We start from the raw sequence: 12,659 nt of genomic DNA, 5'->3' as shown, positions 1-12,659 counted from the left end.
TGGCTATTCATTGTTTACTCTCCAATATCCTCATTCCACAACTCTGGTTTTTCACGAATGAACCTTTGCATCATTTCGATGCACTTTGGATCATCAAGCACCTCAACATTCACTCCACGAGAACGCAGTAACGCTTCTTCACCCATAAAGGTGGTGTTTTCTGCAACAATGACATTGGGAATGCCGTACAACAGAATTGTGCCTGAACACATGCAACACGGTGACAAGGTGGTATACAGCTCGCACTCTTTATACACACTGGCGGGCAAACGCCCGGCGTTTTCCAGTGCATCCATTTCACCATGTAAAATGGCACTGCCTTTTTGAATGCGTCGGTTATGGCCGCGCCCCAAGACCTTCCCTTGATGAACTAACACAGAGCCAATGGGAATCCCCCCTTCCGCTAATCCTTGTTGGGCTTCGTCATACGCCATCTGCATAAATTGATTCATAGCACCGTCTCTTATTAGTTCTATCTATTATAGTAACGTCCCTTTTATCCATAGCATCAAACCTCTTATCCATAACGCTTTACTCCCTGAACCCAGACCGTCATTTTATTGTCAAAATAGCAAGTATCAGGAAAAACAGCACTTTTAATTTCAATAGAAAAAACTCGACTACAATTAAAATCAGAGACTTAACAAAACCACTTTAAGTACTGGCATAGCAAATGCAGTCTCTAATTAAAGTACGGAAAAGTAATAGGGATGTATTTGAACAGATAGAAATCAACACTATAAGCAAGGCATGGAGTTATACGGACATAGAAACGATGTTTTGCACAGCTAGGTGATCACGAGAATCACCTGAGCCTGACAAAGCTATATTGAAAACCTATTCAGGAGGCCATATGAGCATATTCGACAGGTATCAGGATCGTTATATCGCAAAGCAAGAGGATGAGCTTACTCTCGAAGAATACTTACACATGTGTAAGGAAGACCCAACCGTCTACGCCAATGCCGCAGAACGCATGCTCATGGCAATTGGTGAACCGGAAATTCTAGATTCATCAAAAGATTCCCGTCAATCGCGAATCTTTTCCAACAAACTCGTCAAATGTTATCCAGCCTTTAGAGACTTCTATGGCATGGAAGAAGCGATAGAAAACATCGTCGCCTATTTCCGACACGCCGCTCAGGGTTTGGAAGAACGTAAACAAATTTTGTATTTACTTGGCCCAGTAGGTGGCGGTAAATCATCTCTGGCCGAAAAGTTAAAAAGCCTGATTCAACAGGTCCCCTTTTATGCCATCAAAGATTCGCCAATCCAGGAATCACCACTAGGCCTGTTCAACCCGGAGGAAGACGCCGAGATTCTTGAAGAAGACTACGGCATCCCAAGACGCTACATCAAAGGCATTATGTCACCCTGGGCCGTTAAGCGTTTGCATGAATTCGGCGGTGACATTTCCAAATTCAAGGTAGTTAAAGTCTACCCATCCGTACTCGATCAAATTGCCGTGGCGAAAACCGAACCCGGCGATGAAAACAACCAAGACATTTCCAGCCTGGTCGGCAAAGTCGATATTCGTAAGCTGGAAGACTTTTCACAAGACGATACCGATGCGTATAGCTATTCCGGTGGTTTATGCCGGGCGAACCAAGGCTTGCTCGAATTTGTTGAGATGTTTAAAGCACCCATCAAAGTGCTGCATCCACTGTTAACAGCCACTCAAGAAGGAAACTACAACGGCACCGAAGGGCTCAGCGCCATCCCGTTTGATGGCATCATCTTAGCGCACTCGAATGAATCCGAGTGGCAAACCTTCAAGAACAACAAAACCAATGAAGCCTTCATCGACCGAGTCTTCATTGTCAAAGTACCTTATTGCAAACGTGTCACCGAAGAAGTGCACATTTATGAAAAGCTGTTAGAAAACAGTTCACTCAACGAAGCACCATGTGCACCAGACACGCTCGATATGATGGCACAATTCTCAGTGTTATCTCGTTTACGCGAACCGGAGAACTCCAGCGTCTATTCGAAAATGCGCGTCTACGATGGTGAGAACCTTAAAGACACCGACCCGAAAGCGAAGAGTTTACAGGAGTACAAAGATTCCGCTGGCGTCGATGAAGGCATGGACGGTTTATCTACTCGTTTCGCCTTCAAAATTCTCTCGAAAGTATTCAACTTCGACCCGGAAGAAGTGGCTGCCAACCCTGTGCACTTACTCTATGTACTTGAGCAAGAAATCGAACAGCAGCAATTCCCACCGGAAATGCACGAACGTTTACTCAAGTATGTAAAAGAATACCTAGCACCCAAATACATCGACTTCTTAGGCAAAGAAGTACAAACCGCATACCTCGAGTCTTACTCCGAATACGGCCAGAACATCTTCGACCGCTATGTTACCTACGCCGACTTCTGGATTCAGGATCAGGAATACCGCGACCCTGACACCGGTGACATTTTGGATCGAGCTGCCATTAACGAAGAACTGGAGAAAATTGAAAAACCGGCGGGCATCGCCAATCCGAAGGATTTCCGTAACGAGATCGTGAACTTTGTGCTCAGAGCCCGAGCCAACAACGCAGGTAAAAATCCAAACTGGTCCAGCTACGAGAAGATGCGTCTGGTCATTGAGAAGAAAATGTTCTCTAACACAGAAGATCTACTGCCAGTGATCTCGTTTAATGCGAAAGCATCCAGCGAAGATCAGAAAAAACACAACGAGTTTGTGAAACGTATGATCAACCGTGGTTATACCGAGAAACAGGTACGTTTGCTATGTGAATGGTACATCCGAGTACGCAAATCTCAGTAAGTGCGGTCTGAACCGACAGCACTTAACCGAGTAGCCAAAGGGTACATTCACCAGAGCAGTGAACTCGTCTGCTCAACGCAGTTGCTCTACACCTCAGTGCGGCGCTTCTTTAGGTCGCCAACGTAGAGACGCAATCCGTAGTTCTACCGGGTAGAACTACCGCACGCAGTTTGGAGGGCCTATGACGCATATCATAGACCGACGTTTGAATGGCAAGAATAAAAGCACTGTCAACCGACAGCGCTTTCTTGATCGCTATAAAAAACATATTAAAGAAGCGGTCAATCAAACCATCAAACAACGCAGTATCAAGGACATGGAAAAGGGCACGGAAATCAGTCTGCCCAGTCGCGATGTGTCTGAACCCATTTTCCACCACGGTTCGGGCGGGGTAAACACGCGCGTTCATCCAGGTAATAAAGAATTTCACCAAGGCGACATGATTGCCCGACCACCTTCTCGGGGTGGAGGCGGAGGCACAGGTGAAGGGCAAGCCAGCAACCAAGGCGAAGGCATGGACGACTTTGTCTTTCAAATCAGTCAGGAAGAATTCCTGGACTACATGTTTGAAGATTTAGAACTCCCAAATCTGGTTCGTAAACAACTGAAAGACGCCTCGAATTATGAATTTCGGCGTGCCGGTTATACCAGTGTCGGCACCCCCGATAAACTCAATGTGGTACGTTCACTCAGAAACGCGCACGCCCGTCGAATTGCCTTAGGTGGTAAAAAGCGTAAACGCGTTAAAGAGATTTTTGAAACATTAGAAGCGCTGGATGAGCAATGCCGCAATAATGAAATCAATGAACGCGAAGCGAATGTCATTCGTGCCGCGTTACTGCAAGAACTGGAAGAACTCAGGCACAGACTGGGGAAACTCCCGTTTATTGACGACTTTGATCTACGCTACAACAACTTGATCAAAGTGCCCTTACCCAGCACCCGCGCCGTGATGTTCTGTGTGATGGACGTATCCGGCAGTATGACGCAAGCCATTAAAGACATCGCCAAACGATTCTTTATCTTGCTCTATCTGTTCCTCAAACGAAACTACAAGCAGATTGACGTGGTGTTCATTCGCCACCATACCACAGCTCAGGAAGTGGATGAGGAAACCTTTTTCTATTCTCGGGAAACCGGCGGCACCATTGTTTCCAGCGCGTTGGAATTAACGTCTGAAGTGATTCAAAAGCGCTACAACCCAGCCGACTGGAACATCTATATAGCCCAAGCGTCCGATGGCGATAATTGGGACGATGACTCCATTCGCTGCGCCAACCTGTTATTAAAAAACATCATGCCGAAAGTGCAATATTTCGCTTATGTCGAAATTGGCTCGCGCTTTCATCAAAACCTCTGGGAAGAATATCGCCAAGTGGCTGCGGCCTTTCCGGATCAATTTGCCATGCAAGACCTCACGGATGCAGCTGACATCTACCCGGTATTTAGAGAATTGTTTGAACGGAGAGACGCATGACAAGAAAAACCAAGTTTAAGCGACAGTATTTATCCGAAGGCTCGGAATGGAGCTTCGAGCTGCTCACTAAGTACGACAAGAAAATCAGTGAACTGGCTGAAGAGTTCGGGCTGGACACCTACCCCAACCAAATTGAAGTCATTTCTTCCGAACAGATGATGGACGCTTATGCCTCCATTGGTATGCCGTTAATGTATAACCATTGGTCTTTCGGTAAACATTTTCTTTCCACCCATAAGAACTACCAACGCGGAGCCATGGGCCTGGCTTATGAGATTGTGATCAACTCCTCGCCCTGCATTTCGTATTTGATGGAAGAAAACACCATGGCAATGCAAGCACTGGTCATCGCACACGCTTGCTACGGACATAACTCTTTCTTCAAAGGCAATTATTTGTTCCAGGCATGGACCGATGCAACCGCAATCATTGATTACCTGTTATTTGCCAAACAATACATACAAACCTGTGAAGAACGTTATGGCTCAGATCAGGTTGAAAAGCTATTGGATTCCTGCCATGCCCTAATGAATTACGGGGTAAACCGTTATAAACGTCCGGTACCACTGTCGCCACAAGAAGAGGAAGCACTGCAGGCCGAACGCGAGGAATATCGTCAACGACAATTAAACCAACTGTGGAATACCATTCCTAAGAGTGAACGTCCGAAAGATGAGACCACCAAACGCTTCCCGGAAGAGCCCGAAGAAAACATTCTCTATTTCATCGAAAAAAATGCGCCGTTGCTTGAAACCTGGCAGCGGGAAATCATTCGTATCGTGCGTAAATTATCGCAGTATTTTTATCCACAAAAACAAACGCAAGTGATGAACGAAGGCTGGGCTACCTTCTGGCACTACACCCTGATTAATGAACTCTACAATCAAGGGTTTATTACCGAAGGTATGTTAATCGAGTGTATGCAGTCGCACACCAATGTGATCTATCAACCGGACTTTGACAGCCCGTATTACAGTGGTATCAACCCTTACACCTTGGGCTTTAGCATGATGCGTGACATCCAGCGTATCTGCCAGAACCCCACCGAAGAAGATAAAGAGTGGTTCCCGGATATTGCGGGCTCTGATTGGATCAAAACACTTGATCACGCCATGCGCAATTACAAAGATGAGAGCTTCATCCTGCAGTTCTTGTCGCCCAAAGTCATGCGGGATCTTCATCTCTTCGGGATTCGCGATGACAAACAGGAAGAACATCTGGTTATCACCGCCATTCATGATGACATGGGGTATCGGGAATTAAGAAAAGAACTCTCTGACCAATACAATCTGGGCAACAATGAACCCAATATTCAAGTCTATAACGTAAATGTGCGTGGCGACCGTTCGATCACCTTACGGCACTACATGCACAACAGCCGGCCGCTCGACGATCAAACTACCAACGAAATGCTCAAACACTTGTATTCATTATGGGGGTTCTCAGTTCGCCTGGAATCCATGGACAACGACATTCTGGTGCAAAGCTGGGAATGCCCGGATAAAACCACCGAAGAACTGTTGGGGAAAGTAGGTTAACTTTCCCCAACCACCTGATTACTGCCCATATCTTTTGCACGACAAAGGTATTCATCTGCGCGGTGAATCATCCCATCCAGCGACGTCACTAGCTGGGTGGCGACTCCGACACTGATGGTCGTATCTATATATTGATCACCGATGTACACACCTTGATCTTCCACTTTCAATCGAAATTGCTCCATCAAGGTTAATGCTTGTGACGATGACAAGCCCGGTAACAGTACGCAGAAAGTTTCACCATCCAGTCGAGCCGTGAGAAAACGACTGAACGATTCACTGATTAACTCGCCCATATGAATCAACAAGGCATCCCCTGCTTCATGTCCGTATTGATCATTCACGTCCTTAAAGTTATCCACAGACATCATCGCAACAGCCAACGGTTTCTTCTGATTAGCGTTTCGATGAACCTCCTGCCCCGCATTGAACAAATAACGGCGGTTATAGAGTTTGGTCAGATAATCACGATTCGCCGCTTCATTGAGTGCCTGAATTTGTTCTATGGATTCCAAATTGTGGATCACTCGACAATGAAGTTCTTCCGGGAAGAAAGGCTTTTGTAAGAAATCATTGGCGCCGTTTTTAATAAACTTGGCCGATAAAGCCCCCTTTTCCATAGAAGACAAGCCGATGATCGCCAGATCCGATTTATCACTTTGCATTCGAATTTGTCGTACTAACTCGAAGCCATCCATTTCCGGCATATGATAGTCGGTGATGATTAACCGTACTTCCGGATGCTGTTCATAGACTTTGAGTGCATCCACCCCATTCTCTGCTTCCAAAACTTGAAACAAATGTTGTTGCAGTAACGTCTTGACGTATTTTCGAGCAGTAACCGAGTCCTCTACCACCAAGACTTTAATGAATTCGTTCAAAGTTAAGCGTTGAACCAGCTTCACCGCGTAAGCATAAGAAAAGCGACTTTCTTTCACCACATAATCCACGATGCCCATGGTTAATAGCTTTTCACGTCGCTCTTCACTGTATGAGCCAGTCAACACAATACAAGGAATTCCCTTATCGAGAATAAAGTCGACCACCTCACCGTCGGGTGCGTCCGGCAAATTTAGGTCTGCCAAGGCCGCAAAGTAATCTTGCTGTTGTATGCTTTCTTTCGCTCCAGCAAGGGAATCAACGTAATCGACCTGATAGCACTTAGGGTCTAACTCCTGATTCACTATATGACGTAGAATTTTGAGAACGATGGGACTGTCTTCGACAACCAAAATACGCTTTTTCTGAGAGGACATGCAGGATTCACCGACTGTTATTTTCATTATTGTTTGCGCTGCGACTTGAGGACGCAAATACCACATACGTTTTTCAAATGTTAGTATAAATCGAAATTCTAATAATAAATAAAAATCGAGGACACAAACCTTGCACGTGATCTTACTCTGGCTACTCGGGGGCTTGTTCCTATCTTTATATCTGGCTCGCAGGCAAGAAACCGCATCCCTTTTCTTTGGAAGTTTTTGCTTAGTCCTGGGCTTTCATAATGGCATCAGCCATGACACTATCCTTGCTCCGCTATTTCCAATCCTTACGCATGCAAGCCTCAGAATAGAGTATCTTTTGCTCTTTGCCTGTGTCCCACTGTTTATTACTTATACCCATCGACTCTTCCCGCAATATCAATCAAAGAAAACGGAAGTAGTATTCTTAACTATCAGCGGGTTATTTGGGCTTTTTACCTTGGCAACCCCCGCCGATTTATTCACTCGCACCCTTCTGCCTTTCCAGATCATCATTGTTATTAGCCTGATCCACCTGATACGCATTGGCTTGCTAGCAGTAAGGCACAAGCGTCAGTCCGCCAAAACTTATCTTTTGAGCTTTCTGATCATTAGTGTATCGGGCCTTTACGACATAATTCTTCATGATCAACTCACGCACGATGCGGTCATGCAATTGTCTGCAACACACTTACCGCTTACCAGAGAATGGGGGATTACGCTCTTTGTGATGTTGCAAGCCTGGCTGCTCAATCAACGATATGCATTTAGCCTGAATAACCAGGAAGCCTTGAATCAGCGGTTAACACGTCAAAATACAGAGCTAAAAACACTCGATGTCATGAAAGATGATTTTCTGGCTCAAACCTCCCACGAACTAAGAACCCCCATGCACGGCATTGCATCCCTATCCGAGCTGGTGTTAAGCCACGAGACCCAATTGGACAAAGAATCCATCACCAACCTTAAACTCATCCATTCGTCGTCAGTTCGTCTTTCAAATTTAGTGAACGATATTCTTGATCTGTCGAGCATCAAACATCATCACCTAAAGCTGTCATTAAGCACGGTATCTTTAGCGCCGATTTTTGAACAGGTAGCTCTCAGCTTGCGTCCGCTACTCAGAGGGCGCCCGATTTCTCTGGAAATACTCTGCCCTGACTGGCTCCCCAATGTCTTGGCCGATGAAAACCGCCTCCAGCAAATTTTGTTTAACCTGCTTGGCAATGCTGTAAAATTCACCAACGAAGGACAGATTCTGATTCAAGCTGAAATGACGAACAAAGACCGTGTTCTAATCAGCATTAAAGATACGGGATTAGGCATTGACCTGTCGAACGCCGATGCCATCTTCGAGGCGTACAACCAGGGACAACCGCACCAGCCGATCAGCAGCGGTCACGGTTTAGGCCTGTCCATCACCCGAAGTTTAGTTCGACTGCACGACAGCGAGCTTAAGGTTAAAAGCGTTCCCGGACACGGCAGCACTTTCTATTTTGAGTTAGAAACCGCAACTCATCTCCCCATTGCAGTTCAAGAAATTACCTCAAAAGACATAATTCAATCAGCAGATAACGCTGAGAGTACAGTACCACCTCAAACAGAACGGCGCTTTTATGATCGGTCTGTTGTAACTCACTCAAACTCGGTTCATGGCAAGCAAGAACCAACTGCTACTTTGACAGTTTGGGTAATGGACGACGAGCCGGTAAATTTACAGATCATTGAAAACCAGCTCGATAACCTGGGCTATCACTATCGGAGCTTTACGTCAGGACAACAGCTACTCGCAGCTTTAGAACAAGACAACTTGCCCAATCTGTTCTTACTCGATATTAAGATGCCAGGGTTGAGTGGCATTGAGGTTTGCCAAAGAATTCGTTCACACACTTCAAGTCAGCATATACCCATCATTATGCTCACAGCTCGACGACAAACGTCCGACATCATTCAAGCGTTTGAAGCCGGTGCCTCAGATTATCTCACGAAACCCTATGACCAAGCCGAACTCAAAGTACGAATTCAGGCCAGGTTAAGGAACCTCTGAATAAACGATAGGAAATGAATTAGTAACAGGAACGAACCTAAGGATGCCATTAACGCCATCGCTATACGGCTTTAGACCATAGAGCACAGAGTCATAGGACAAAAACTTGCATAGAAATTAGCACTTAACTAAGCAACATGTCCTCAAAAGACCTTTTCATTCACAGAAATATCCGTACTATATGGTTCCGAGCGGACACAATAGTGACCTGTTCCTCATGGAAATGAGGAGCGAGCCTGTGACACTTATACCCTTGTTACTAGCGTGTTCGCTCACCTAGCCCTTCACGCTGAATACTCAAACACATTCACTCTGGTGTTAAGCTACAACCCGCTCTCTCAACATATCTTCAAAGCGCTCACACTCAACTGGTGGGCTGTATAGATACCCTTGATAACGCTGACAGCTGGTGCCTTTAAAGAAGCGATAGTGCTCTTCAGTTTCAATACCTTCCGCAACCACTTCCAGCCCCAGATATTTGGACATTGAAAGAATCGCCTCAACAATGGCCTTGTCGGTACGATCAATATTGATGTCTCGTACGAAAGATTGGTCAATTTTGAGCACATCCAAAGGAATGCGTTTCAAATAAGACAAAGAAGAATAGCCGGTACCAAAATCATCCATCGCAACACGAATGCCATGGGATCTCAGCAGTTCCAGTTTCTTAATGGTGTTCTCGGTATCTCGAATCACTATCCCTTCGGTGATTTCAAGTTCCAGACAAGTCGGTGCTAACTTACTTTCTTTCAGTGCATCCAGCACATCTTCTACAAACAGCGGATTGTAAAACTGGTTAGGACTCACATTCACGGAAAGCCAGGCTTCATCATGCCACAGCCCTAGATCCTGCCATATTCTGATGTAACGACATGCTTCCCGAATCAACCAATGTCCGACCTCCTGAATCAAGCCAGAAGACTCTAGAACAGGGATAAATTCGAACGGTGGGACAATACCTTTTTCAGGATGACGCCAACGGATTAACACTTCAGCACCTTGAATCATGCCATCCTGAACGCCCACTTGCGGCTGGAACACCAAGAAAAACTGTTGTTGAGCCACAGCTGTCCGCAACTCATTCTCCAAAGAGTAAGCCGACTCAACCCGACTGGCCATATCGATTTCGAAGAACACATGTTGATTGCGTCCTTTTTTCTTCGCTTCATACATTGCGGTATCAGCAAAGCGCATCACCTCATTAACGTTGTCGCAATCTTTGGGATACATGGCAATACCGATACTGGCTGAAGTCACCCAATCCCGATTTTTAACAAAGAAGGGCGTCGCGATTTTTTCGGTCAACATGCGAGCAACCGATTGCGCACTCAATTTAGCCTCTTCCACGTCCGCCGACAGTTCCGGCAAAATCACCAGGAACTCATCGCCGCCCAAACGAGACACCGTATCCACCGCTCGTAACGCGCCTTTGAGTTGTTCCGCGACGTGCTGTAACACCTGATCGCCCACCGCATGCCCAAAGGAATCATTTACCGCTTTAAAATTATCTAAGTCGATAAATAACAAGGCACCGGTGGTGTTATGACGCTGCGCCCGGCACATTTCCAGTTCAAGTCGATCAGTCAATAGATTTCGATTCGGCAAGCCGGTCAACGCATCATAAAACGCCAGTTCGATGACTTTTTCTTCGGCCTGTTTCCGAGCCGTAATGTCCACCATAATCGACAAAACCGCCTGTTGACCAAAGTAGGTAAAAGGCACAAGCGATGTTTGGAAATAGTGAAGATTGCCTTCATGAGAGGTTAAACAAAGATCGGAAATAAAGTTGTTTTCTTCGGAGTTGATAACCTCACGATCAGCAACTTCCAGCTCCAAACTTTGATCTTCATTGATGGTACGGTGAACTGCGAACTGATTCAGGCCTTCCATTTGTTCCGCATCCATCCCATAAAAATCTGCAACGGATCGATTCACAAACAAAAAGCTACCATTAATGTCTCTGGCACAAATGGGATGAGGAACGTTATCAATGATTTGACGCGTCTGATGAAGGCTCTCTGACAGCCTCATTTCTGCATCGTCTCGCTTTTTAATGTTTTCTTCCACGCTCTCAAAGAATTCATTGGTGATCTCAGCGATCACGCCCAACTCATCCCCGCGTTGAACAATGTCGTTGGATAAGCGAGCGCCAGAAGGATTAACGGGATTAATCTTACGTAACACCAACGCTACACGATGCATAGGCTCGGCTAACACCGCGTAAAAGAGATAAAACAGAATTAAAGCTAATAACATGTTTCGGATGACACCACCCGAAATTACATAAACCAGACGATTGTAGAAAGGTGCCAGCGCCACATTCCAATCAATAAAAAGCTTTAACTCTCCGAAATTCGTATTTTGACCGTCCCCAACCTTCAGTTGTCGTACATATTCACTCTGGTCAGTGACCAACCACTTAGTGAGCACGTTGGGAGAGATATCAATATCATCCGTTTGATTGGCTTTCGCCAGCCGAGTCCCCAAGTCATCAATAATCTCGGCACTTTGGATGAACTCGTAATGAAGCAAGCCGTTAACAACTTCGGTGGCCAAATTGGCGTCCAACGTTCTGACCGAGCGAGTAGCAGAACCATAAGACACCTCTACCATCTGATCAATGGCATGTGCCAAGCTCTTTTCGTGCTCTTGATAGTCGAGATATACCTGCAGTGAACTCAGCAGCAGTCCAACAAAAAACGCAATAACGACCGTCTGCTTGGCAAGTTTTGTTGAAATTTTATTTTGGAAGGCTACACGCATAACACCCACAAACTTTCATATCCAAGAAATCCCTTTAAACGTGCCATACAAAGCGTCAAAATCCAATAGCACTTTTGCTTCCTAGTGAGTATAGAAGGATCATCGCTAATCGAATTGTGTCATCCGCAGTAGCTGGTGTAAGACATTCGCCACTCCTTAACGGTGATCCTTAAAGAAGTCTACATTAGTTAACCATCAAGTTAAGTTCATTATGGCTTTACATGAGGTATGAAATTGCACGGTCTGTGACGATTGTCCAATTGTTCCTTAAGAATCTTCGTCCAAGCGGTACGACAGGCATTGGTTGAACCCGGCATACAAAAAATCGCTGTGCCATTAGCAAAACCGGCCAACGCTCGGGATTGCACGGTGGAAGTACCAATTTCTTCATAAGAAACATGACGGAAAAGCTCTCCAAAGCCTTCAATTTCACGATCAAACAATGGACGCATCGCTTCTGGGGTCGTGTCTCGACCAGTAAAGCCTGTACCGCCAGTGATCAGCACGATCTGTACGTCCTTCGACGCAATCCACTGAGAGGTTACCGAACGCATCAAATACACATCATCAATGATCAACTGACGATCCACCAGTTGATGACCTTCTTCGGTCAATGAATCCACCAAATACTGACCCGATGTGTCTTCTTCCAGTGTTCTCGTATCCGAAACCGTCAATACCGCAATACGAGCTGGTATAAATTCTTTTGGCGCTTTATGTCCCATAATCTTTAATCCACGTTCATCATAACCACAAAAAACCGCCCCATTAGGGCGGTTTTTCTTTCATTTCCGATTAGGAAAGTGTACCTCTATCA

Annotated in this window: 8 protein-coding genes; 4 read left to right on the top strand and 4 right to left on the bottom strand. The window is 45.6% G+C overall.

The features are described from left to right. Nucleotides 1-14 precede the first annotated feature (14 nt). On the bottom strand, nucleotides 15-452 hold the full coding sequence (locus ACFOEK_RS01015; RefSeq protein ID WP_386714832.1) for a nucleoside deaminase: 438 nt from the start codon (nucleotides 450-452) through the stop codon (nucleotides 15-17). Nucleotides 453-853: 401 nt separating this feature from the next. Between ACFOEK_RS01015 and ACFOEK_RS01010 the strand changes: the two genes are divergently transcribed. The 3 genes from ACFOEK_RS01010 to ACFOEK_RS01000 all read left to right on the top strand — a co-directional run bounded on the left by ACFOEK_RS01010 (nucleotide 854) and on the right by ACFOEK_RS01000 (nucleotide 5,791). After that, nucleotides 854-2,776 (top strand): PrkA family serine protein kinase, encoded by a 1,923-nt coding sequence (locus ACFOEK_RS01010; protein ID WP_386714829.1) that lies wholly within the window; start codon nucleotides 854-856, stop codon nucleotides 2,774-2,776. 181 nt (nucleotides 2,777-2,957) lie between these two features. Beyond that, nucleotides 2,958-4,253 carry a YeaH/YhbH family protein gene (locus ACFOEK_RS01005; RefSeq protein WP_386714827.1) on the top strand — a complete coding sequence of 432 codons (1,296 nt, stop codon included), beginning with the start codon at nucleotides 2,958-2,960 and terminating at the stop codon, nucleotides 4,251-4,253. Continuing rightward, a complete protein-coding gene (locus ACFOEK_RS01000) occupies nucleotides 4,250-5,791 on the top strand; it encodes a SpoVR family protein (protein ID WP_386714825.1) in 1,542 nt (513 codons plus the stop codon). The genes ACFOEK_RS01005 and ACFOEK_RS01000 overlap by 4 nt, the downstream gene beginning before the upstream one ends. Here the strand turns inward: ACFOEK_RS01000 and ACFOEK_RS00995 are convergent. Continuing rightward, nucleotides 5,788-7,074, bottom strand: coding sequence for a response regulator (locus tag ACFOEK_RS00995; RefSeq protein ID WP_386714822.1), 1,287 nt, complete (start codon nucleotides 7,072-7,074; stop codon nucleotides 5,788-5,790). The two genes, ACFOEK_RS01000 and ACFOEK_RS00995, sit on opposite strands and share 4 nt — an antisense overlap. A 109-nt stretch (nucleotides 7,075-7,183) precedes the next feature. On the opposite strand from ACFOEK_RS00995, the gene ACFOEK_RS00990 reads away from it, so the two are divergent. After that, nucleotides 7,184-9,079, top strand: a complete 1,896-nt coding sequence (locus ACFOEK_RS00990) for a response regulator (RefSeq protein ID WP_386715260.1) — start codon at nucleotides 7,184-7,186, stop codon at nucleotides 9,077-9,079. Nucleotides 9,080-9,397: 318 nt separating this feature from the next. Here ACFOEK_RS00990 and ACFOEK_RS00985 read toward each other — a convergent pair whose 3' ends face one another. Both ACFOEK_RS00985 and moaB read right to left on the bottom strand, forming a co-directional pair. Next, nucleotides 9,398-11,842, bottom strand: a complete 2,445-nt coding sequence (locus ACFOEK_RS00985; RefSeq protein ID WP_386714819.1) for an EAL domain-containing protein — start codon at nucleotides 11,840-11,842, stop codon at nucleotides 9,398-9,400. Nucleotides 11,843-12,051: 209 nt separating this feature from the next. Beyond that, on the bottom strand, nucleotides 12,052-12,567 hold the full coding sequence (gene moaB / locus ACFOEK_RS00980; RefSeq protein WP_386714816.1) for a molybdenum cofactor biosynthesis protein B: 516 nt from the start codon (nucleotides 12,565-12,567) through the stop codon (nucleotides 12,052-12,054). Nucleotides 12,568-12,659 lie beyond the last annotated feature (92 nt).

Source organism: Litoribrevibacter euphylliae, assembly GCF_042646085.1.
In the GTDB taxonomy this organism is placed as follows: Bacteria; Pseudomonadota; Gammaproteobacteria; order Pseudomonadales; family Litoribrevibacteraceae; genus Litoribrevibacter; species Litoribrevibacter euphylliae.
This window is presented reverse-complemented; position numbering and strand designations above follow the sequence as displayed.

Bases quoted from the DNA above. Each gene is read 5' to 3' on its own strand.
- ACFOEK_RS01015 (WP_386714832.1), bottom strand. From the start codon at position 452: ATGAATCAATTTATGCAGATGGCGTATGACGAAGCCCAACAAGGATTA.
- ACFOEK_RS01010 (WP_386714829.1), top strand. From the start codon at position 854: ATGAGCATATTCGACAGGTATCAGGATCGTTATATCGCAAAGCAAGAG.
- ACFOEK_RS01005 (WP_386714827.1), top strand. From the start codon at position 2,958: ATGACGCATATCATAGACCGACGTTTGAATGGCAAGAATAAAAGCACT.
- ACFOEK_RS01000 (WP_386714825.1), top strand. From the start codon at position 4,250: ATGACAAGAAAAACCAAGTTTAAGCGACAGTATTTATCCGAAGGCTCG.
- ACFOEK_RS00995 (WP_386714822.1), bottom strand. From the start codon at position 7,074: ATGAAAATAACAGTCGGTGAATCCTGCATGTCCTCTCAGAAAAAGCGT.
- ACFOEK_RS00985 (WP_386714819.1), bottom strand. From the start codon at position 11,842: ATGCGTGTAGCCTTCCAAAATAAAATTTCAACAAAACTTGCCAAGCAG.
- moaB (WP_386714816.1), bottom strand. From the start codon at position 12,567: ATGGGACATAAAGCGCCAAAAGAATTTATACCAGCTCGTATTGCGGTA.